Source organism: Saccharibacillus sp. WB 17 (genome assembly GCF_008634075.2).
GTDB classification, from domain to species: domain Bacteria; phylum Bacillota; class Bacilli; order Paenibacillales; family Paenibacillaceae; genus Saccharibacillus; species Saccharibacillus brassicae.
Map to the genome: position 1 here is coordinate 267,310 of NZ_VPFK02000012.1, position 22,588 is coordinate 289,897.

Sequence of the window (22,588 nt, forward strand, 5' to 3'; positions counted from 1 at the left end):
ATGTCCCGTCAGGAGAGCACGAACTCGACGGTAATCTCCGCCTCGGCCGCAAGCGTCAGCGACAGACCGGGTTCCGCCCCGCCCGAAGCGGCGTCGGCCGATCGGCCGTCCACGCGGGCCGCCGTCCAGGCGCGGCCCGACGTCAGCCGGACGACGTTGCCGTCGACGAGCGACTTCAACGCCACGCTGGCCCGGCCGGCCGCCAGGTTCCACTCCAGCACCGCGACCTCGACCCGGGTGCGGGCCATCAGCCCTTCCACGCGGCCTTCGTTCCAGTCCGGCGGCAGTGCCGGCAGGATCTCGATCTCGCCGCTGTTCGAGAACAGCAGCGCTTCGTTGATCGCGCCGACCGTACCAAGCAGCGTATCGGTGCAGTACGTGTCGCAGCGGCGGTTCGTATCGTGATCCGTCATAAGAGACGAGTAGCATCCGTCGCCCGCGATCATCGGCAGCAGCGAAGCGGCGACGCCCGCGCCGTTCTTGAGCCGGGCGTAGACGAGCGCTTTGTGCATCCAGCCGTGCCCCGCCGTCGCGTCGCCGGTATTGAACCGGTCCCGGTTCGAGACCGCGATCCGGCACGCTTCGGCCAGTCGGCGATCGCTCTGCGCCTCGTACGCCGGCCAGGCCGGGTACAGATGGCTCAGATGCCGATGATCGTTATTCTCGGCATACTCTTCCATCGCCCATTCGCGCAGCGCGCCGGAGACGTCGAACCGGTAATCCGGCAGCTTCGCAAGCAGCTCTTCCCAGCGCCGCACGGCGGATTCGTACCCCGGGCGCCGGACCGCTTTTTCCATGCCGATCGTCATATGCAGCCCGTCGCGCGCCGCCGAAATGTCCATCGTCGCGTTGGCCGTCAGCGTGCTCGTATAGCCGAGCGGCGCGTTTTCCGGCGAATACGCCGGAAGGAGCATGTAGGTCTCGCCGGGCGCAAGCGCGGTCTTGCCGGGTTCGTGCCGCGACCGGCCCGACGTATCCGTGAAATATTCCGGCGTGCACAGCTGCTCCCAGAAATGACTCTGCCGGGTCAGCAGCGGCAGCAGGATATCCGTCTCCAGATCCAGCTCCCCGCCCCGAAGCAGCGCGTTCCATTCGGCTTCGCTCCGCTCTCCGTCCGCCACGTTCAGCACCGATCGCAGCGCTCCCATATTCATCCGCTCCGTGATCGGAATACGCCTATTGCCGAAGCACTGCCAATATTCGTAGATCGGCAGCAGGCACCAGCTCGCTCCGGCATTCCAGTATTGGAACGGATAATCGTTGTCGTATTCCACGTGCATGGCGCGGTCCCCGTCCGAGTTGACCGACACCTGCAGCGCATCGTGCATGCCGTACGCCATCCGCGCATTGTCCGCGAAGTCGGGCGCGTTTCTCAGGAAAAAAGCGATATACCCGAGCGGCGCATGCGTCAGATGCCCGGTATTCATCGGGGACACCTGCAAATTGACGTTGGCGTCCAGCGTATGGATGCCCCGCCAGCCGGGATTCCATTCGCCGGTCCACAAGCCGCACAGCCGCGGCGCGTTGATCCCCCCGCAGCAGATCAGCGCGTACCGCCCCTGATCGTACAGCCGGCGGATCAAGGCCGGAAGTATCCGCTCCGGAGAGTTCCGCTGCGCACCGATCAGCGCCGCGTTGTCCGCGCCTTGAAGCGCTTCGCCTTCGTGGAGCGCGAAGCGGACCGCGTTGAATTCGGCCGCATGCAGCCGGACATGCGCGGCCAGCGCCCGGCCGTAATCGAAGCCGGCCGGGGCGCTGCCGTATTCGGCGGCGACCGCCTGCGTGGATTCGGCCAGACGATCCACGAGGCGATACGCCGTATCCGCGGCGAAGTCTTCCATGCGTCCAAGTTCGAACGTCCGGTCGCACTGCGTAATGAGATAGACGGCGTCTGCACCGGTTACCCGGATCGCGGGATTGGGCGCCGCGCCCACGTTCAGCGCTTCGTTCGTGTGTTCCAGCAGGATCGCTTTCCGGCTGCCGCCTACCGTAACGACCCGCGTCAGCCCGGCATACCCGCCGCGGCTCAGTTCGCTGCCCGGATAAGCCGGATAGTGCACGACCTGGGCAAGATAATCGGCCTCCGGGCCTGCAAGCTTCTTGTAACGCAGCGCCGACACTTCCGACAGATCGTCCCGCGCTTTGCACATATGCGAGATGTCGTCGATCGACAGCATCAGATTGACTTTGGCCCCGGTCGAGGACGATTGAATCCGCGTAATCGAGACGTTGTCGACGCGGGACGTGAACGACGTCCGCGTCCACTCCCCGTCTTCGTCCGTATAACGCACGCCGGTCTCGGCCGTCTCATGGTTCGTCCATCTGACGTAACCGGACAGTTCTCCCCGGCGATCGGCGTTCAGCCGAAGCTGATGCCCCGGATGATAGGCGTACAGAAAAGTCCGCTCCCGCTTCGTGCCGTCCGGGAACTTGATCGTCCACGCCGCGTTTTGCCGAAACACATTTTCCCGCGCTTCGCCCAGCTGCCCGGTCAGCTCCGCCGGAATCTCCCGCGGATGCGCCGACGGATAATTAAAAGCCATATGTTGAAAAATAAACGTGTCCGCGTAAGGCGCGCCCGACGTGACATAGCCGTTCTCGCCGTTGCCGCTGACCATGCCTTCCCGCCACGCCCGGCCTGTATCCGGCAACGGCAGTTCCGCGTAGGTCGCGGTATGGTTGCCTTTTTCGTACAATCCGGCTCCTGCGCTTGCTTCGCCCATGCTTGCACCTCCCGATTCAACCTGAATGATCGTGTTCCGTCACGCCTTCAGTATAGCGGTGGGAAGCGTTACCGGGAATCGCCGGCGGCGACAAGCTGCGCAGGCCGCACGTCGTAATCGGACAGGTCGAGCCCGGACGGTCGGCCAAGAGATTGGGCTGCTTTTGCGATTCGGCTACTTTCTCGATTCGGGTTCGGATTTGGATTCGGGTTCGGATTCGATCAGGCGATTTTTGAAATAATAGGCCCGATCCCGCTCGTTGATCTCGCGCAGCACGTGGCACGGATTGCCTACGGCGACGACGTTCGCGGGAATGTCCTTCGTGACGACGCTGCCCGCTCCGATCACGGCGTTGTCGCCGATAGTGACGCCCGGAAGCAGGATGGCGCCCGCGCCGATCCAGCAGTTGCGGCCGATGCGTACGGGAGCATTGTACTGATACGCTTGTTCCCGCAGCTCCGGCAGGATCGGATGCCCGGCGGTCGCGACGACGACGTTGGGCCCGAACATCGTATAATCGCCGACATGGATATGCGTATCGTCCACGAGCGTCAGATTGAAGTTCGCATAGACCCCTGTGCCGAAATGAACATGCTTGCCGGCCCAATTCGCGCGCAGCGGCGGTTCGATGTAGCAGTTCTCCCCGATCTCGGCGAACATTTCTTGCAGCAGTGCCGTGCGCCGTTCCTGTTCCAGCGGACGCGTGTGGTTGTAATCGTACAGCCGCTCCATGCAGCGCGCCTGTTCCCGGGCCAGCGTCTCGTCGCCCGGCAAATACAAATCCCCGTTGTGCAATTTTTCCCTGATGTCCATTCCGAACACCCCTTCTTCTAACGAGCCTGTAAACCGGCGATTCGGCAAGCGCTTTACGCGCTCCCGTCTAAGCTTATCCGATCTTTTTTGAAAAAGGAAATGCCGCTCCGCGCTCGTTCTGCGCCATGCGCAGCCCGTTCGCCGTCATGCCGAATGCGACGAACAGCAGTCCTCCGAGCACGACGTAACGCGTGTCCATCCCGGCCAGCAGCAGCCCGCATATGCTCGTTCCGAACGTCGTGCCCAGATTGGCCGAAGTGAGAAACAGTCCGTTGGCGAATTCGGGCGCTTCCGGCGCCGCGGACACGATCCAATACTGCATCAGATTGCCGCCGAGTCCGCCGAGCATGCCCCACAGCACGAGCAAGACCGCCATCACGACGCCGGATTGCCCGAACAGCAGCATCAAGGTATAGACGCCGCTCAGCGCAAGCGGATAAATCCGGCTCAAGCGCCGCGGATTGCCGGTCAACAGACGACCCGCCAGCAGATTGCCGGCGATATTGGACAAGCCGTACACGAACAGCATGACGCTGATCGTCCGCCAATCGTACCGCGTCACGAGTTCCAAATATTCGGCCAGATAGCTGTACAGGCCAAACAGCGCGCCGTTGATGCCGATCACCGCGGCCAGCGACAGCCATATGACGCTTCGCTTCAAGACATGCAGCTGCGCCGCGCCGGAGAGGCGGCCGGATACCGGCATGGACGGCACGAACCGCAGTGTCGCGACGAAAGCGACCGCCGTCACCGCCGCGAAGAACAGCATCGCGTACGCCAGCGAAGCCGTGTTCGCGATCAGACTGGAGAGCGGCACGCCGAGCACCATGCCCGCGGATACGCCGACGAACACTTTGGCGACCGCCCGGGACGATTCTTCCCGGGGCACCGATTCCGCGGCGACGCTGAACGCCATCGAGCAGTAGACCGGGTGGAACAAAGCGGGCACGATCCGGGCGATCAGCAGAACCGCAAAGTTCGAAGTGAACGCCGAGACCAGATTGCCGGCGACAAACAGCCCGAGCACGAACAGCATCAGATGCTTGCGATTGATCCGCGAGAGCAGCAGCGGCAGAACCGGGCCGGATACGGCCACGGCCAGCGCGAACGAGCTGACGACCCAGCCGGCGGTCGAGATGCTGACGCCGTACCGCTCCGCGATCATCGGCAGGATGCCGATCACGCCCATCTCCGTATTGAGAAGGCCGAACACGCCGAGCATGAGAATAGGGACGAGCGGCGGCGTGCGCTTTGAGCCGTCTTGTAGATGCGATTGCATAGGCGTATTCCTCCTGTTTGTCGAATACTTTTAGTTTAACGAGCTGTACAGGTATAGCCAATACTCATATCGGATAGTAGACTATGCCTATCAGGCATACCGTAAACAAAGACAAACACCCGTGAAGGAGGAGCACAGATGGAAATCCGCGTACTGCGTTACTTTTTGGCGGTCGCCCGCGAAGGCAGCCTGACGGGAGCGGCCGAACGGCTGCATCTTACGCAGCCCACGCTGTCGAGGCAGCTCAAAGACCTGGAGCGGCAGTTGGGCAAACCGCTGTTCACGCGCGGCCGCCGCCTGAGTCTTACGGACGAAGGCCGTCTGCTGCGCCGCAGGGCGGAAGAGATCGTCGAGCTGGCCGACCGGCTGGAAGCGGAATTCGGCTCGATGGAAGAGACGATCGGCGGAGACGTGCATATCGGTGGCGGCGAGACGCAGGCGATGAAGCGGATCGCGCGCGCTGTAGGCCGATTGCGGACCGACCATCCGGATATCCGGTATCATCTGCACAGCGGTAACGAAGACGACGTGACCGAGCGGCTCGACCAGGGGCTGCTCGATTTCGGAGTGCTGATCCAGCCGGCCGACGTCGCCAAATATCACTACCTCCCTCTGCCGGATACCGATACGTGGGGCGTCGTCATGCGCAAAGACAACCCGTTGGCCGCAAAAAAGAACGTTCATCGGTCGGACCTGATGAACGTTCCCCTGATTTGTTCCCGGCAGGCGATGAAGCAGACTTTTTCCGAGAATCGCTTTACGGCCTGGTTCGGCGCAGACTTCGACAAACTGAACGTCGTGACGACGTACAATCTGGCTTACAATGCCGCGATTCTGGTCGAAGAAGGGATCGGCTGCGCGCTTGCGCTCGACCGGATCGTCAATACGTCGCGCGAAAGCCCTCTTTGTTTCCGTCCGCTCGCCCCGCCGCTGGAATCCGGCTTGAACCTCGTCTGGCGCAAGCACCAGACGTTCTCCGCCGCGGCCGAACTTTTCCTCGAAACGCTGCGCCGGACTCTCTCCGGGGATGATCCGGCGGATTGAAGCGGCAGCCGCGAGATCGAGGCGCCTGATCCGGGGCGGCCGCGCGATGCCTCAAACCGAGATCTGTCAAGAGGTTCCGGCGGACGCTTATTCGTGTCCCACGATCCCGTGCGGTACATACGGTTCTTCCAGAAAAGCGACTTCCCGAGCCGTCAGCTGCACGTCCAGCGCGCCGAGCGCGTCTTCGAGATGGGCGATCTTTGTCGCGCCAACGATTGGGGCCGCGACCGGCTCTTTTTGCAGCAGCCACGCCAACGCGATATGGCTGCGCGGGACGCCGCGTTCGGCGGCAAGCGCCGCGACCCGGTCGACGATCAGACCATCGCCGTCTGCGGTCGCGTCGTATTTGGCCTTCTGCACCCGGTCGGTCTCCGAGCGGTTCGTCGTCTCCGACGGACTGCGCGTCAATCTTCCGGAAGCGAGCGGACTGTACGGCGTCACGCCGATCCCTTCTTCCCGGCACAGCGGCAGCATTTCCCGTTCTTCCTCGCGGTAGATCAGGTTCAAATGGTTCTGCATCGAGACGAATTTCGTCCAACCGTGCTTGTCCGCCGTATGCAGCGCTTTCTGGAACTGCCACGCGTACATGGCGGAAGCGCCGATATAGCGGGCTTTGCCGGACTTGACCACGTCGTGCAGCGCCTCCATCGTCTCTTCGATCGGCGTATGCGGGTCCCAGCGGTGAATGATATACAAATCGACGTAATCCGTCCCGAGCCGGGCCAGGCTTTTGTCGATTTCGCTCAGGATCGCTTTGCGGGACAAGCCCGCGCCGTTCGGTCCTTCGTGCATGCGCCCGTGCAGCTTCGTGGCGAGCACCACTTCGTCGCGGTTGGCGTAATCGCGGATCGCGCGGCCGAGAATTTCCTCGCTGGCGCCCAGCGAATACACGTTGGCCGTATCGAAAAAGTTGATGCCGAGCTCCAGCGCTTGGCGGATGACCGGCCGGCTGTCCGCTTCGTTCAGCACCCACGGGTGCACCCATTTCTTCGCGTCGCCGAAGCCCATGCAGCCGAGGCAGAATCTGGAGACGTCCAATCCTGTACGTCCAAGCTTCACATATTCCATCTTTGTCTTCCTCCTTCTGGCGAGCCGGCGCAACCGATCCGGCTTCCGATTGCTTCCCATTATGCCATATACCACCTTTTGTTTCGACGTCCATTCCGCGCGAATTTTTGCCCAATCCTCCCGGCGCTCTTTCTCAAGCGGCGAACATCGGGTACAGTGGAAGTAGCAGAAACATCGGACAGAAACCGGAAGGTCTTGAAGCGTACAGACGGATTTAAAAAAAGGAGGAAGATGTATGACGAGCATGACGACCCGTTTGACGCACACAGCCGGAGCGGTGTACACCTTGAGCCGGCTGATCGAACGCCATGCCCTGCAGGACGGCGTGCACGACACCGCGATTCCGCGGCTGTTCCTGATCCGCGAGTCCGCCGTCACGGAGCGGATCGCGCGGGTGAGCGAAAGTTCGTTTTGCCTGATCGTGCAGGGACAAAAAGAAGTACTGCTCGGCGAAGAACGTTTCCGTTACGGGACCGGCGATTATATCGTCACGTCGATGGAACTGCCGCTGACCGGTCAGGTGACCGAAGCAACGGATGACGTCCCTTATCTGGCGATCAAATTCGAATTCTCGCCGGGCGAAGTGCTCGACCTGCTGACGGAGCGCGATCTGCTTCCGCCCCGGCGTACCCAGCCGAAGCGCGCCTTGTTCGTCGGCCAGAGCGAGCCGATGCTTGCGGACGCCATGTTTCGGCTTGCGTCGCTGCTGGACCGCCCTCAACATATCTCGACCCTCGCCCCGCTGTACAAAAAAGAAGCGTTGTACTGGTTGCTGCACGGTCCGAGCGGCGAAGCGCTGCGGCAGTTGGCGCTGGAAGCCGGCAGCGCCAAGCGGGTCCGGCAGGTGATCGACCATATCCTCGTCCGTTACGCCGATCCGTTTCGGATTCAAGAATTGGCGGAACTTGCCCATATGAGCGTGTCTTCGCTGCATCGGCAGTTCAAGGAAGTGACGGCCATGAGCCCGATCCAATTCCAGAAGCAGCTGCGGCTGCAGGAAGCCCGGCGCCTGCTGCTCTCGGAATCGGCGGACGTGGCGGAGATCGCGCTTCGGGTCGGTTACGAGAGCCAGTCGCAGTTCAGCCGCGAATATTCGCGGCTGTTCGGCTTGTCGCCCCGCGCGGATATCCGGCGCATGCGGGAAGGGTAGCGGGACAGTTGGGCGCGGCTTGCTCCCGGACTCAACCTTTGGTTGCGCCGCCGAAGCTGAAGCCCTGCGACATATAACGCTGGCCGATCACGTACAGCGCAACGGCCGGAATCGTGTACAGTACCGAGAACGAAGCCAGCATGCCGTACTGCACCATGCCGTTTTGCCCGAAATACTGATAGATCGTAACGGCCGCCGGCAGTTTGTCCGCGCTTTGCAGCAAAATGAACGGGACGAGAAAATTGCCCCAACTCCCCGAAAAAGCGAAGATTCCGACCGTGAAAATGCCCGGCAGCATCAGCGGCACGACGATCAGGCGCAGCGTCGTCCAGACCGATGCCCCGTCGACCCAGGCCGCTTCTTCCAGTTCCAGCGGCACGGAATCCATAAAGTTTTTCATCATCCAGATCGAATACGGCAGCGCCGAAGCGGTCAGGAACAAAATGGTGAAAAACAGCGAGTCCTGCATCCCGAAAAAGAGAAAGAATTGATACACCGGCACCATGACCGCGGTAAGCGGCAGCCCCGTGGCGAACAAAATCACGTACATGAACGGACGTTTGTACCGCATCTGGTAGCGCGACAGCGGATAGGACGCCAGCCCCGCCACGATTACCACGAGCAGCGCCTGGCCCAGGGCGAGCAGCAGCCCGTTGGCGAACGACAGCCGGTTCTCGGAGCTGGAGAGCGTGTCCCGATAGTTGTCGAGCGTGAATTGAACCGGGAACTTGAGCGCGAGGCTCGCTTCCTTGTCGAACGACGCGAAAATGAGCCATAACAGCGGCAGCAGGAACAGCAGGCCGATCACGCTCAAGATGAGGTAAGGCAGCACGCGCGCGACCGCGTACCGGTTCGGCTTGCGCTTGCGAGTTCCGACACGGGGAACTTTGTGAACGGTAGTCATCGGGTTGTCCTCCTTTTCTACAACTTCACTTTAAGCATCCGCATATAGAGCAAACTTGCGACGATACCGATCACAAGCAGCATCAGCGAAATCGCCGTGCCGTAGCCCAACTGGTAATTCACGAACGCCTGATGGTACATATAGATCGGCAGCGTCTCTGTCGCCAGGCCCGGCCCACCGCCGGTCAGCGCATAGATCAGCGTAAACGAACCGAGCGTTTGCAGCGTCACCAACACCATGTTGGTCGTGACGGAGCTTATGATCATCGGAAGCGTGATGCGGGTCAGCCGCTGCCAGGCGTTCGCGCCGTCGATCATGGCCGATTCTTCCACCTCGCGCGGCACGTCGCCGAGCGCGGCCTGGAACACCATCATCGAAAAAGCGGTCCCGTGCCAGATATTGGCGATAATGACCGAGACCATCGGGAAGGTGTACAGCCAGGCGATCGGTTTGATATCGGCCGACTGCAAGAAAGCGTTGACTGTGCCCGTATCGTTCAGAAAAGCGAACCAGACGAACGCGCAGACGACTTCCGGCGCGACCCAGCCCGCGATCACGATCGAGCCGATCACGCTGCGGAACGTCCGGCTGCGCCCGTTCATCAGCACCGCGATAATAAAGCCCATCACCTGCTGGCCGATCACCGCCGAGAAGATCAAGAAGATCAGCGTATTCCAGACCGAAGTGCGGAAGCTGTCATCCTGGAACATGTTTTTGAAATTTTCAAAGCCGATAAACTGCGTATCCACCGCCGCGGCTCCGGTCAGTGCCATGTTCGTAAAAGCAAAATAAAACGTCAGCAGGGTCGGAACGAAAAAGAAAGCGAGCAGCAAAACAAAGCTTGGCGACAAAAAAACGAACGCGCGCCATTGTTCGGCATTGCGGCGGCGCTTCATCCCGGAATTGCGCGCTTGTACGGTCTCCATCTGCGGTCTCCTCCTCGGTAGCTTGACGTGATCGCCTCCGCCGCGGACCCGTCTTGCGTCCGCCTGCGGGGGCCGCTCACGACCTGTTTGTTGCGCCTCTTGCGGCCGTACACCGGACAGGCGGCCCGTCTGCCCGCTTGCCCGGCGACCGGCCGCCTGTCCGGATCGGCGGGGGAGTGCTTACTTCGTCATGACTTTGTCGGCCCCGACGCTTCGCTGCACGCTTTGCGTGAATTGGGTCATCGCATCCTGCGGATCGGCTCCGCCGGTCACGACTTTTTCGACCGTTTCCTGAATCGCGGTCGAGACGAGCGGATAATCGGAGTTGCTCGGGCGGACGTGGGTGTACTCGATCACGTCGGCCGCTTTGGCATACAGCGTGCCGGGCTGATTGACGTATTCGGTATCCGCGGCTACGTCGGTGCGCGGCGTCAGTGCGCTATCGAGCATGGCATAGGTCTTGTTATGCTTTTCGTTGACCGCCATCTGGACAAATTTCCAGCCAAGGTCTTTCTCGGCGGAGTTGGCTCCGACCGCAAGCGTCCAGCCGCCGGACATCGACGTGTAACCGGGCGCTTGGCCGGTTTCGGTCGGCATTTTGACGAAATCGTACACGTCCAGCGCTTCCGGCCAAGGCTTGCTGCCGGTCGAAGCCCATGTAGCCGGCAGCCAGCTGCCGTTCAGCACGATGCCCACTTTCTGGTTCGGCATCAGGTCGGTCTCCAGCACTTGCCCGGCCTGCGCGGTCATGACCTGCGACAGCTGCGGACCGAGGCCCTTGCTGTAAATGTCGTCGATGAATTGCAGGGTACTCATGACGCCGGGGCTCTGCGTGACCCATTTGCCGTCTTCGAACAGCGTATCCTGCGTGCCGTACAGCAGCATCTCGAATGTCTGCATCGTCGTCGCTTCCTGTCCGGCTTTGCCGGAGTTCATCCAGAACGGGATGATGTCGGGCTGTGTATCTTTGAGCGCCTGCGCGGCCGTCAGGATATCCTGCCAGTTTTTCGGTTCCCACGGGACAGGCAGGCCGGCTTTTTCGAACAGCGCTTTGTTGTAGTACAGGCCGCGTACGTCGGTTGAGAACGGCACGCCGTAACTTTTTTCGTCTTTGCCTTGAACGGCCGCTTTGATTCCTTCGTTGAATTGGCCCCAATCGCTCCACTCGTCGACTGCGAGCGGTTCCAGATATCCGGCCGCGCTATCGGCGTTGATCATGAACGAGTCTTCAGCCAGCACTTCCGGGGCCGTCTTCGTATCGGACATCAACAGCGGGATTTTGGTCGCGTACTGCGCGCCCTGGATCGGCTGAAGTTCTACCGTGACGCCCGGATTTTGCTGTTCGAATTCGCTTTTGACCCCGGTAAGCCATTTGCCCCATACGTCGGTATCGTTCCATTTGCCGTAGGCCACTTTCACTACTTTGCTGTCGGCCGCCGAACCGCCGTCGGCCGTATTCGCCGGCGTCGCCCCCGTACCCCCGGAAGAACAAGCCGCGGTGAACACGGACAAGCTGAGCAGTACGCCGGCCGTCCATTTGTAAGTTTGCTTTTTCATCACAATCGCCCCTTTGCCTAATTGGTTAGCCATTCGGTTATTTCATTTGCATGCCGGGCACGTCATAGCCGCAGTAGGTCAAGACGAGTTCGCTGAACAGTGCGTTCGCCCACGAGAACCATTCCCGGGTGTATTGGGCAGGGTCGTCGGCGTGAAAGCCTTCGTGCAGAAATCCGGTGTCCGCGTCGGTGTTCTCGAGCAGCAAGAGCAGCCGTCCCCGCTCTTCCCGGTCCGTGGAAGTCAGCGCCTGCATCGCCAGCGATATATGCCAGATATAGCGCGGCGGCGTATGCGGACTGCCGATCCCCTGCGCGGCAGTGCCGCTGTAATAATAAGGATTATGCTCGCTGAGGATGAAGCGCCTCGTGTTGACATACAGCTCGTCGTCCGCCCTGCCGTAGCCGAAGTAAGGCAGCGAGAGCAGGCTCGGGACGTTGGCGTCGTCCATCAGGTTGTAATTCCCTTTCCCGTCCGTCTCGTAGGCGTACATCGGGCCGAATTCCGGATGGTCCACGATGCCGTGCCGCTCGACGCCGCCGCGAATCTCCGCCTGCAGCTCGGCCGCGGAGCGGCTCAGCTCCGCGTCTTCGTAGACGTCGCTTGCGATGCGCTGCATGCAGTCGAGCACGACGACGGCAAACAGGTTCGCCGGGATCAGATACCCGTACTCGCACGCATCGTCGCTCGGGCGGAAGCCCGACCAGGTCATGCCGGTCACGACAACGGGATTGCCTCTGCCCGCATGCGGCAGCGTATCGGAAGCCGGACCGTGCAGCCGTTCGAAGCGATAGCCCGACTCTTCTCCGTGATGTTGTTCGGTCCGCCACACGTCCAGAATCGTCAGGCAGGCCAGGCGGAATTCGTCGTCGAAATGGTCCGTACGTCCCGTCTTTTGCCAGAGCAGATACGCGAGCTGCAGCGGATAACAGAGCGAGTCGATCTCGTATTTGCGTTCCCAGATCCACGGCGTCATCTCCGTCCGATCGTCCTGGTGTCCGCTGCCGTTCGCGCTCTCGTTAAACGCATTGGCATACGGATCATGCAAAATGCAGCGAATCTGCCGCTGCACCACCCCCTTCACGAGATCGCTGATCGCTTCGTCTTCGTTCGCCAGCAGCAGGTACGGCCTCACCTGCGCCGCCGAATCCCGCAGCCACATGGCCGGAATATCGCCGGTAATGACGAATACGGTCCCGTCCTGCTGCGGGCGAAGCGTCGTCGTCAACGTGTTGCGGATACAGTTCCCGAACATGCAAGCCAACTTCGTGCGCGTTCCCAACTTTTCGGTCACGTCCGCGATAAGTCTTTCCACCGACAGAGGAATAATTTTGTTCTTCTGCTCATTCATGACAACCCTCCTTATATAGAGCGCTTACATTGATGCGATTATCATAGTCCGCTCTAAATAGTATGTCAATACATTATAATATAATATTTAATTGAACAACGGCAAAAAAAGCCGGACGGGATCTTATCCCGTCCGGCTTTTTGGAGATGAATTTCAAGCTGCAGTTCCTTGAATCAGGGGTCAAGTGTTCGGGTTGGCTCCCGCGTTCGATCCGACGTCCGGAGCCGGCGCGGTGGACAGGCCGTCGATCAGATCGGCCGTCAACGAGATTCGTCCGGGCAGTGTCTCGCCGGCGATCAGTTTCAGAACATTCTTCACGGCGAGGCGGCCGAGTGAATGCTGATCCTGCTGCAGGTGTGTAAACGGATACAAAGCTGCGCTTGCCTGCGGGCTGTCGAAACAAATCAGCGAGATTTGTTCCGGAATCCGGATACCCGCATGATCCAGCGCTTCTTTGGCGAACAGCGCAAGTTCGTACTGCATCGCGAAAATGGCTGTCATCTGCGGATGCTGCTCCACCATGCGCCGGATCAACTCCACGTTGCCGCGAACGTGCTGCAGTTCTTCCGCTTCCGTCTCCGCGTTCCAGGCGAGATCGGTCAGCCAGTAGCTGCGATCCAGCACGACGCCGCGCTCGGCATGCGCCCGCACGAATCCTTCGATCCGCTCTTCGATCGCCACGTTGTCCGTCACTTTGGAAGCGAGCAGCCCGATATGGCGATGGCCCAGATCCAGCAGATGGTTCATGCCGGTCCGCGCCGCCTCTATGTTGTCCGTGCTGATCGAAGCCGATTCCGTCCCTTTGAAATAGCGGTCGACGAGCACGTGAGGGAAGCGGTCGATCACCAGCCGCAAAATTTCCGAGCTGAAGCTTTGCCCGCGTGTCGGATAGATGATCAGTCCGTCTACTCCGTATTCGCGCAGGCTGCGAATTGCGTTTTCTTCGATCGTCGGCTGCGAAAACGACAGGCGGATCATCAGATAGACGTTCAGCCGCTGGGCGGTCCGCTCCATCTCGGCCAGCATCTCTTTGCCGTAGCTGTCGCTAAAATCTTCGAGGATCAAGCCGATCACGATCTGCTTGTTGGCCGGGCGCCGCCGGGCTGCGGCCTGTTCCCGCGGATCAAGCGGCTCGCCTACCGAGTCGGCCCGGCCTTGCTCGTCATCCTCACGGATAACGAACGACCCCCGGCCGGGCTGGCGAACGATATATCCTTCCTGTACCAGCATATCGAGCGCTTTTTTCGAAGTGATACGGCTAACGTCGAACTGTTTCATCAGTTCTTTCTCCGACGGCAGCTTGTCGCCCACTTTGTAGAGACCCCGCCGCAGACGTGCGCGAAGTTCGATATACATGCGTTCATATCTCGGTTTTAAAGACAAAGACAGGTCTGGCATAACATCACCTTTATATTGGATTTGTATGGAACAACCATATAACATATCCTATCATATCATTTATATCCGTTTTTTTCACACAAAAAAACACCTTTAGCGTGAGCTAAAGGTGTTTTGATAACGGAATTACAGTTTTACAACGTTTTCCGCTTGTGGTCCACGGCTGCCTTGAACAACGTTGAATTCTACGCGTTGACCTTCGTCGAGGGTTTTGAAACCTTCGTCTTGGATTGCGGAGAAGTGAACGAATACGTCGTTGCCGCCTTCGATTTCGATGAAGCCAAATCCTTTATCCGCGTTGAACCATTTTACTGTACCTGTTTGCATGTGAGGTACCTCCAAATATTATATTTACATGACTTTGTTTATTCAGAAAGAATCCGATAAAATAAAAAATCACATATTTCACAAGGTTATTGCTCTACCAAACTATAACCCTCTGAAATAAGTGAGTTTAGATTGCGTTTGCATTTGCTATACCCTTACTATAACCCATCTTTTCCTTAAACGCAATCCTTAACGGGGTTTTTTTATTTATTTTTAAAAAAGAAGCCGAACGCCGCTCGCGCCCCGCTTCTTTTTCACTGTCGATTCCGAAGGTTAATGCGGGTTTACTTCAGGTTCTGAAGCAGCTCTTTGTACTTCTTGTAATGCCCGCTGACCCGGTCGGAGACGTAATTGTACATCAGTTGGTTCTCCGACAGCGTCGCCATTTCCTTGTCGATGTCCACGCTGTTGTTGTTATTGTTCATCTTGGCGTTCGCGTCCTGGACGACCCGGTAAGGCACGAGCGCCTCGCCGGGAGCCCGAAGCGTGATATGCCGCGCATGCGTGCGTTTGAGGTCCAGCTCTTTGCCCTGCTCGCCTTCGACCGCGCGCCGAAGCGCGTCTTCGAACTGCACCGTCTTTCTTTTGTAATGCGGCGTGTCGGCGTTGGCGATATTGTTGACCGTAACTTCGTGCCGCGCGTTCAGCGCCTGAAGCAGCGACTGGTGCAGCTTGGAATTGCTGGATTGAATCATGTCTGTTCTCCTCTCGCGGGAATCCGGATGACCGCTTCCGTCCATTCCCCGTATAGACTGCCGAGCTTGAGGTCTCCGCCGTACAGGTCCAGCAGCCGGCTGGCGATCGCGAGCCCCAGTCCGTTCCCGCCCTGCTTGCGGCTGCGCGATTTGTCGACCCGGTAGAACCGGTTCGTCACCAGCGGCAGCTCGTCTGCGGGAATGCCGGTGCCGTAGTCTTTGACCGCAAGGCGCAGCTGCCCGTTTTCGATCGCCGCTGTCACTTCGATCCGTTTGACGTCTCCGGCATACTTGATCGCGTTATCGAGCACGATGATCAAGATTTGCTGCAGATGGCTTTTGCGAATCGGCAGCGATGCTTCTTCGTCCAGTTCAAGCCGTGCGCGAATCTCGAATTGTCGATGCACCGTCTGGAAATTCTCGACGATCTCTTCCAGCGCCGGCTTGACCCGGATCTGTTCCGGCCCGCTGCCGAGCGCCGAAGCGTCTTCGTCGATCCGGGTCAACACAAGCAGTTCCGATACCATCTGGATCATCCGGTTCGTCTCGTTCAAGCTGAGCTGGATCGAACGCTCCAGCACGGCGGGGTCGTCTTTGCCCCAGCGCTTGATCAGCGACAGATGGCCGTGGATGATCGACAGCGGCGTCTTCAATTCGTGCGAAGCGTCTTCGATGAACCGCTGCTGCTGGTCGAACGAATGGGACAGATTGTCCATCAGTTCGTTGAACATCGTCGACAGTTCCGTCAATTCGTCGCGGTGATCGCCGATCTGCACCCGTTCTTTGAGTCCTTTTTCCCGAATGCCCTTCATTGTACGGATCATATCGTTGATCGGGCTGAGCAGTTGATACGACAACAGGCGGCCGCCGACGAGGCTGAGCGCGATCGACACGAAAGAGGTCACGACGAGCAGGCTCGCGATCAGGTGCAGCAGACTCTCGAAATTTTCCGGATTGCGCACGATTTCGACCGACAGCGCCGCGGAAGCGAATCGAATCGGCTTGCGGTAGAGCAGCAGCGTATCCCCTTCGGTCGCCACGCTTTCCAGACTTTCCGAAGCGCCGTACGCCGCAGGCACTCCGTTTGCGGGCATCTGATCCGAGACGGACACGACCGGCGTACCGGATTCGTCCACGATGCGGATCATCTGGTAGCGTTCGTTCAGGACCGCGAGAAAATCCCGGCTGTCCGCAAGCTTCCCGCCCGGCTCGATCAGTTCGAGGTACGCGACGACTTCTTCCATGTTTTTGCGAATAATGTCCTTCTCGTGGTTGTGCACCCAGCTCTGCAGAACGGAGAACTGGATGAGATTATAGAACAGGAACAGCAGGATCAGGTGAAACGCGCCCCACAGCGTAAGTTTCCATTTGAGTTTCAACTTGGTCCGCACGGTGCCCTACTCGTTCTCGTGCCGCATGACATAGCCGATTCCCCGGACGGTCCGGATATACGTCTCGATATCGCCGCCTGTATCCAGCTTGTTGCGTACGTGCCGGACATATACGTCGACGATATTCGTCTCGATTCCCACGTCGTGTCCCCAGATCCGCTCCACGAGCAGGTCGCGCGGCAGCACCCGGCCGACGTTTTTCATGAACGTAAACAGCAGCTCGTATTCTTTTTTGGTCAACTCGATCCAGCGGTCGCCCTGCCTGGCCATGCGCGACTCGATATTCAGTTCCACGTCTTTGAACGTCAGCGTCATCGGGGCGGAAGCGCCCGCTTTCTCCTGCCGCCTGCGAATGACCCGGATCCGGGCCAGTAGTTCTTCGATCGCGAACGGCTTGGGCATGTAATCGTCGGCGCCCGTATCGAGTCCCGTCACCCGGTCCATGACGCCGCCCCGGGCCGTGATCATGATCACCGGCGTGTCTTTGGCCGCTTTGAGGCGTCTGCACACTTCGATTCCGCTCAGGCCCGGCAGCATCAGGTCGAGCAGCACCAGATCCCACTCTCCGTTTAGCGCCGTTTCCAGCCCTTCCCGCCCTTCGTACACGGGCACGGCTTCGTACCCTTCATGCCGAAGCTCCAGCACGACGAAATCGGACAGGGCTTCTTCGTCTTCTATGACCAAAATGCGCATGCGCGTCCTCCTCCATCCCAGTCTATCGTACTTCAATAAAAGGCCGCTGAAGACCGGATTAAAATTTTTTCATACAAATCATCAGGGACTCATTAGGGACTCATCACGGACGAAAAGCTTTGCCCCGCATGCGTTCCAGCACGAAAAAGTAACTTTTGTCGCTATTCAGGCTTTTGATGTCCATGACGGCAAGCCGTGTGTCCTCGTCCACTTTGCGGAACACGTCGATGATGTCTTTATGGTCGTAGACCATCGCGGCGCTTACGGTTCCCCGATATTCGATCTGCCGCAGCCGGGCGGCGCTTTTGCGCGTTCGAACGAACGGGCGGGCAAGCGTCATGGCCGGGCGGATCGGACCGCGCGGGATTTTGTCGAACGGCAGGTTCATCGGAATCCAGATCGGATTGACCGCGTACAGATCGCCGTTCTTTTTCTGAAAAACAAGCGGGTGGACGTGCTCGGCGCTATCGAACTGTTTGCCGTACCAGCCCGATACCGTCAGCAGCCCTTCGAGCGGATGTCCGGTCGCGATCTCGCTTCCTCTCCACAAATCGAGCATGCCGGGCGAATCGGCCGCTTCCAGGCTGTCGAACAGCGCAAACGCTTCTTCCTGCGACGCGCCTTCGCTGCGCATCCGGTTCAATTTTTCTGTTGCCGAAGTCATGGAGCTTCTCTCCTTTGCCGGGGTCGAATCGGGCGCGGGTGCAGGATTGCGCTTATTCCGCGTGTTTCGCGTATTTCGTTTCGCGTACTTCGCGCAGTCCGTCCGCCGCGCCCGCCGTGGTTTGATCGTATCACGGGGCGATTGCCTGTTCAACGAACCCGGAATCCCCCACCGTTAACCGCAATTCAAAAAAGGCCCCCGCAAAAGTTTCGCGGGGGCCTTGTGGTCAAAGCATTCAGTTCAACGTCTGCAAAGCGGTCGGCGAGAACGCGACCAGCTGATCCTGGCGTCCGCCTTCGACTTTGCTCGCCCAGGCCGGATCGGCGAGCAGCGCGCGGCCGATCGCGACCAGATCGAACTCGCCGTTCTCCAGACGCTTCAGCAGATCGTCGATGCCGCTGACGCCGGCGCCTTTGCCTTCCTTGAACAAGCTCAGGAATTCGCCGTCCAGCCCGACCGATCCGACGGTAATCGTCGGTTTGCCGGTCAGCTTCTTGGTCCAGCCGGCCAGGTTCAGATCGGAACCTTCGAATTCCGGCTGCCAGAAGCGGCGCGTGGAGCAGTGGAACACGTCGACGCCCGCCGCGCTCAGCGGCTTGAGGAAAGCTTCCAGTTCTTCCGGCGTCTGCGCAAGCTTCGCCGTATAATCGCTTCCTTTCCACTGCGAGAAGCGGAACACGATCGGGAAGTCCGGGCCGACGGCTTCGCGGCACGCTTCGATCACTTCGACCGCAAAGCGGGTCCGTTCCACCATATCGCCGCCGTAACGATCGGTACGCGGATTTGTTTTGGCCCAGAAAAATTGGTCGATCAGATATTCGTGCGCGCCGTGCAGCTCGATCCCGTCGAAGCCGAGTTGTTTGGCGGCCGCGGCCGACAGGGCGAACTGGCGCACGAGCTCTTCGATCTCCGACTCGGTGTATTCACCGACCTGGCCGCGGGCGCCCATATGCCAGATCTGCGGAATGATCCTGCCGCCGGCCGCATGCACGTCTTCCACGACTTTGCGCCAGCCGGCCAGGGCCGCTTCGCCGTAAAAATGCGGCACGTTCTTCTGGTTCGACGCGTCGGCATGGTCGATGACCGTGCCTTCCGTGACGATCAGGCCGACCTTGTTCTCGGCTCTGCGGCGGTAATAGGCGGCGACGTCTTCGCCCGGTACGCCTTCCGGCGAAAATTGGCGGGTCATCGGCGCCATCACGATCCGGTTGGACAGCGATAGACCTCCGCCCTGAAACGGTTGAAACAACGATTGAACGGATGCGTTCTCGGTCATTGGATAAATCCTCCTGTGGCTGTTGGTTTAGCAAACATTTTTTAGCAAATCTTCTTCATCAATGCGACCGCCGTATGCAGCACGTCCGCGATTTCTTCCCGGGAAGCACCGGATTTCTCCATGATCTTCGCTCCGCCGAGCGCGTTGTTCAGATGGGCGGCCAAAGCGCGGCTGCCCATCTGCTCAGTGATCGTTCCTTGTTCCTGCCCGCTTCGGACGACCTGCTCGATGATCTCTTGCACCCGCAATAGCATCGTGCGCACTTCGCGGGCGACTTCTTCGTCGGCATCGCCGAACTCCAGCGACGCATTGATCATCAGGCAGCCTCGCCTTGTATGCTCTCCGCCTGGCTGCATCGCCGCCTCGCAGATCGCTTCCAGCTTCGCGACAGGCGTCTTCGCCGAAGCGACGCGGCGTTCCAACGCTTCGAGGACTTGCTGCCGATAGACGCGAAGCGATTGCAGAAACAACTGCCGTTTGTTATTGAACGCGCCGTACAGACTCTGCTTCTTCACCTGCGTGCTGCGGGTCAGGTCTTCATAGGAAGTGGCATGGAAGCCTTTTTCCCAGAAAACCTCCATACATTGGTGAAGCGCGGCGTCGGCGTCAAACTCTCTAGGTCTGCTCATACCCGGATCTTATCAGTTGTTGACCGCGCAGTCAAATATAAATCGAAACTCGCCATGCTTTAGTCGGCTGCTCGGTTAGCATGGTATCTTGGTAGTCCAAGTTCTTGAGAACGTGCGGAATTCCGTGCTTAAATGAATGCAGATTCGTGCGTGCGTATTCGTTAAGGACGCGGCATCGCGGAAAAGAGGACTGCGGATCATGAAAAGAACGGTTGGGGACATCGCCATCATCGCGCTTGGCGCGTTTGCTTTTGCGCTCGGGATCAACGTATTCGTCATCCCCCACGAACTGGGCGAAGGCGGCGTGGTCGGGATCACGATCATTCTGTATTATTTGCTGGACTGGTCGCCGGGCTGGAGCAGCCTGATTCTCAACATGGCGCTGCTCGGCATCGGCTGCCGGCTGCTGCCCAAGAAGACGGTCGGATATACCGTAATCGCCGTGGCGCTGCATTCGCTGTTCTTGCACGTGACGACCGGCTGGCAGGTGGCGTCGGACGACCTGATGGTCAATGCCCTGTTCGGGGGCGCGATTATCGGGCTGGGGATCGGACTGATCCTGCGCGTGGAAGGCACGACGGCGGGCACGGTCATCATCGCCCGGCTGATGCACAAGTTCTGGGGCTGGAAGATCAGCTACGCGCTGCTGCTCTGCGACGTGCTGGTCGCGGCTTCGTCGTATTTCATCATCGGCGCGGAGAAGCTCATGTATACGATCGTCATGCTTGTCGTCGCGACCAAGATCATCGATCTCGTGACGACCGGGCTGAATCCGCAAAAGTCCGTTACGATCATCTCCCGGCAAAAAGACGAGATCGCCCGGCAGGTCAGCACGCTTATGGACCGCGGCGTCACGGTCCTGAGCGGCCACGGGTATTACACGCAAAATGCGGTGTACATCCTCTATATCGTCGTGAGCAAAAAAGAACTGCCGCTGCTCACAACGATCGTCAAAGCGGCGGACCGCGAAGCATTTCTGACGATCCACAGCGTACAGGACGTGTTCGGCAAAGGGTTCGTCGATTTGCAGAAGTCGTAAGCGGCCATTCTGGCGGTCATACGGGAACAGCCCGATTCTCTCTGGGAGAACCGGGCTTTTTTTTGTACGGCGCGCTTTGTGATTCAAATCACGAGGCTGCTCCCGATCTCTTTTATAATAAAAAAGTAAAGACTTTCGTTCATAGCTGTTATCCGAATCCGGGGAGTGGATCTTATGCACCAGCAAGCGCTTCAAGCTTTTCAGGAATACCGGGAAGACCGGTTCACCAAAAAAATCGTCTTCAAGGAACAAGACCATGTCGTCTTCGTGCTGAATTTCGCGCCCGGCCAAACGCTGCCCGCGCACAACCATCCCGGCGCAACCGTCTATCTGACGGTGCTCGAAGGCCGCGGCTTCATGATCGCGGACGATCGGGAGACGCCGGTTACGGTCGGCGATCTCGTGCAGGTCGCCGGCCACGAATCGTTCGCTTACCGCGGCGGCGCCGTCAACTCCAGCTTGTCGGTCGTGCTGATCCGCACGTCGGGCGAAGCGTACGCGCAGGAAGGTTGAACCGGAACTTTCCCCGGTTCAACACAAGTATAGATGTTTATACCCGATCGGACGGGTACAGCCGAATTTGGTCGAAACTCGCGTTCGCCCAATCCGTGAATTCTTTTTTCCAATACGCGTACGGCTTGAGGCTCATCACTTTGTCCATGAAGCTTCCCCGCTCGCAGTCCCCGAATCCGTGGTCGGCGCCTTCGATCGCAAGCAGCCGGTTCGGAACGCCGTGCGCGTCCAGCGCCCGCTGATACGCCCGTACGCCTTCGCTGCCGAGCAGGTGGTCATGGTCGCCGTAACAGAGAAACTGCGGCGGGTGCCCCGCACGCACATGCTGCGCCAGCGAATAATGGTCCAGCAGCCGCTCGCGTTCCGCCGGATCTTCGGCATCTTCCCGGCTGAACATCGAGATCGCGATCGACGGAAGATCCGTGCACGAGATCAGCGGATAGATCAGCCCGGCCAGCGCGAGGGAATCGTCTGTCCGGTCGATCGAATCGGCCGTATACCCGGCGTATTCGACAGGCAAGCCGCGTCGCAGCGTAATGAGGGAAGACACCAGATGGCCGCCGGCGGAAAAGCCGACCGCTCCGATCTTGGCCGGATCGATGCCGTACCCCGGCGCATGATACCGCACGTAACGGACGGCGCGCTGCATATCGAGCATCGGGATAGGCACTTTGTACGGATTAAGCCGGTAATCGAGCACGAACGCGGAAATGCCGGCTTCGTTCAACGAACGGGCGACGCCTTCGCCTTCATGCTTGACGTCTTTGGTCATGTAGCCGCCGCCCGGCACGACGATGACCGCCCGGTCGCTGCCCGGCGCCATGTACGGGGTCAGCGTGGGTTGGTCGTCATACGTCTCCCTGCCTTCTCCGTGCCGAATCTCGGCCGCATACGTCGCCTCGTGAACCCAGTGGCGGCGTTTGCTGTTGTACTCGTCTTTTTTCAGCACCGCAAGCGCTTTGAGTCCAGACAACGCTTCGGAAGGATGCTTGTTTTTGAGCTCCAGCTCGTCGAATTTGCTTTGTCCGGTGTTGTGTGGAACGGAGTCGCCCCAAATAGGAAGTTTGATTGCCATGTTGTCAGCCTCTCTTTCTCGGTATATGCGGTGCGAGTAGGACGGGGACTCTTTTATTCCTGCGTAATCGCCTTAA

Annotated in this window: 21 protein-coding genes; 4 read left to right on the plus strand and 17 right to left on the minus strand. The window is 59.3% G+C overall.

What is annotated here, in order from left to right; translation table 11 throughout:
• Window positions 1–8 precede the first annotated feature (8 nt).
• The 3 genes from FTE24_RS05190 to FTE24_RS05200 form a co-directional block, all read right to left on the minus strand.
• A complete protein-coding gene (locus FTE24_RS05190) occupies window positions 9–2,723 on the minus strand; it encodes a glycosyl hydrolase family 95 catalytic domain-containing protein (RefSeq protein WP_150228991.1) in 2,715 nt (904 codons plus the stop codon).
• Between the two features lie 174 nt (window positions 2,724–2,897).
• A complete protein-coding gene (locus FTE24_RS05195) occupies window positions 2,898–3,536 on the minus strand; it encodes a sugar O-acetyltransferase (RefSeq protein WP_150228989.1) in 639 nt (212 codons plus the stop codon).
• A gap of 73 nt (window positions 3,537–3,609) precedes the next feature.
• Window positions 3,610–4,815, minus strand: coding sequence for an MFS transporter (locus FTE24_RS05200; RefSeq protein ID WP_150228987.1), 1,206 nt, complete (start codon window positions 4,813–4,815; stop codon window positions 3,610–3,612).
• Between the two features lie 138 nt (window positions 4,816–4,953).
• Between FTE24_RS05200 and FTE24_RS05205 the strand changes: the two genes are divergently transcribed.
• Window positions 4,954–5,859, plus strand: a complete 906-nt coding sequence (locus tag FTE24_RS05205; protein ID WP_150228984.1) for a LysR family transcriptional regulator — start codon at window positions 4,954–4,956, stop codon at window positions 5,857–5,859.
• Between the two features lie 87 nt (window positions 5,860–5,946).
• Here FTE24_RS05205 and FTE24_RS05210 read toward each other — a convergent pair whose 3' ends face one another.
• Window positions 5,947–6,927, minus strand: a complete 981-nt coding sequence (locus tag FTE24_RS05210; RefSeq protein WP_150228983.1) for an aldo/keto reductase — start codon at window positions 6,925–6,927, stop codon at window positions 5,947–5,949.
• A 235-nt stretch (window positions 6,928–7,162) separates the two neighbouring features.
• Between FTE24_RS05210 and FTE24_RS05215 the strand changes: the two genes are divergently transcribed.
• Window positions 7,163–8,077 carry an AraC family transcriptional regulator gene (locus FTE24_RS05215; RefSeq protein WP_237401643.1) on the plus strand — a complete coding sequence of 305 codons (915 nt, stop codon included), beginning with the start codon at window positions 7,163–7,165 and terminating at the stop codon, window positions 8,075–8,077.
• Window positions 8,078–8,108: 31 nt separating this feature from the next.
• Here FTE24_RS05215 and FTE24_RS05220 read toward each other — a convergent pair whose 3' ends face one another.
• The 12 genes from FTE24_RS05220 to FTE24_RS05275 all read right to left on the minus strand — a co-directional run bounded on the left by FTE24_RS05220 (window position 8,109) and on the right by FTE24_RS05275 (window position 19,885).
• On the minus strand, window positions 8,109–8,981 hold the full coding sequence (locus FTE24_RS05220) for a carbohydrate ABC transporter permease (RefSeq protein ID WP_141449777.1): 873 nt from the start codon (window positions 8,979–8,981) through the stop codon (window positions 8,109–8,111).
• 17 nt (window positions 8,982–8,998) lie between these two features.
• Entirely contained in the window at window positions 8,999–9,907 is a 909-nt protein-coding gene (locus FTE24_RS05225) for a carbohydrate ABC transporter permease (RefSeq protein WP_150228979.1), read from the minus strand.
• A gap of 180 nt (window positions 9,908–10,087) precedes the next feature.
• A complete protein-coding gene (locus FTE24_RS05230) occupies window positions 10,088–11,464 on the minus strand; it encodes an extracellular solute-binding protein (RefSeq protein ID WP_160441656.1) in 1,377 nt (458 codons plus the stop codon).
• A 37-nt stretch (window positions 11,465–11,501) separates the two neighbouring features.
• Window positions 11,502–12,812, minus strand: a complete 1,311-nt coding sequence (locus FTE24_RS05235) for a glycoside hydrolase family 125 protein (RefSeq protein WP_150228976.1) — start codon at window positions 12,810–12,812, stop codon at window positions 11,502–11,504.
• A gap of 180 nt (window positions 12,813–12,992) precedes the next feature.
• A complete protein-coding gene (locus tag FTE24_RS05240) occupies window positions 12,993–14,168 on the minus strand; it encodes a GntR family transcriptional regulator (protein ID WP_160441657.1) in 1,176 nt (391 codons plus the stop codon).
• A 168-nt stretch (window positions 14,169–14,336) separates the two neighbouring features.
• Window positions 14,337–14,537 (minus strand): cold-shock protein, encoded by a 201-nt coding sequence (locus tag FTE24_RS05245; protein ID WP_141449772.1) that lies wholly within the window; start codon window positions 14,535–14,537, stop codon window positions 14,337–14,339.
• 284 nt (window positions 14,538–14,821) lie between these two features.
• Complete coding sequence (gene flgB / locus FTE24_RS05250) at window positions 14,822–15,232, minus strand: flagellar basal body rod protein FlgB (protein ID WP_141449771.1); 411 nt, start codon at window positions 15,230–15,232, stop codon at window positions 14,822–14,824.
• Window positions 15,229–16,623 carry a HAMP domain-containing sensor histidine kinase gene (locus tag FTE24_RS05255; protein WP_150228972.1) on the minus strand — a complete coding sequence of 465 codons (1,395 nt, stop codon included), beginning with the start codon at window positions 16,621–16,623 and terminating at the stop codon, window positions 15,229–15,231. The genes flgB and FTE24_RS05255 overlap by 4 nt, the downstream gene beginning before the upstream one ends.
• Before the next feature lie 6 nt (window positions 16,624–16,629).
• On the minus strand, window positions 16,630–17,316 hold the full coding sequence (locus FTE24_RS05260) for a response regulator transcription factor (protein ID WP_141449769.1): 687 nt from the start codon (window positions 17,314–17,316) through the stop codon (window positions 16,630–16,632).
• Between the two features lie 103 nt (window positions 17,317–17,419).
• On the minus strand, window positions 17,420–17,980 hold the full coding sequence (locus FTE24_RS05265) for a DUF4334 domain-containing protein (RefSeq protein ID WP_150228970.1): 561 nt from the start codon (window positions 17,978–17,980) through the stop codon (window positions 17,420–17,422).
• A gap of 235 nt (window positions 17,981–18,215) precedes the next feature.
• Complete coding sequence (locus FTE24_RS05270; RefSeq protein ID WP_150228968.1) at window positions 18,216–19,256, minus strand: NADH:flavin oxidoreductase; 1,041 nt, start codon at window positions 19,254–19,256, stop codon at window positions 18,216–18,218.
• 41 nt (window positions 19,257–19,297) lie between these two features.
• Window positions 19,298–19,885, minus strand: coding sequence for a TetR/AcrR family transcriptional regulator (locus tag FTE24_RS05275; RefSeq protein WP_150228967.1), 588 nt, complete (start codon window positions 19,883–19,885; stop codon window positions 19,298–19,300).
• A gap of 199 nt (window positions 19,886–20,084) precedes the next feature.
• Here FTE24_RS05275 and FTE24_RS05280 point away from each other — a divergent pair, with 199 nt between their 5' ends.
• Window positions 20,085–20,924, plus strand: coding sequence for a YitT family protein (locus FTE24_RS05280; protein ID WP_150228965.1), 840 nt, complete (start codon window positions 20,085–20,087; stop codon window positions 20,922–20,924).
• Window positions 20,925–21,098: 174 nt separating this feature from the next.
• Window positions 21,099–21,437, plus strand: coding sequence for a cupin domain-containing protein (locus FTE24_RS05285; RefSeq protein ID WP_150228963.1), 339 nt, complete (start codon window positions 21,099–21,101; stop codon window positions 21,435–21,437).
• A 37-nt stretch (window positions 21,438–21,474) separates the two neighbouring features.
• Here the strand turns inward: FTE24_RS05285 and FTE24_RS05290 are convergent, their stop codons facing one another.
• Window positions 21,475–22,512 (minus strand): alpha/beta hydrolase, encoded by a 1,038-nt coding sequence (locus FTE24_RS05290; protein WP_150228961.1) that lies wholly within the window; start codon window positions 22,510–22,512, stop codon window positions 21,475–21,477.
• Window positions 22,513–22,588 lie beyond the last annotated feature (76 nt).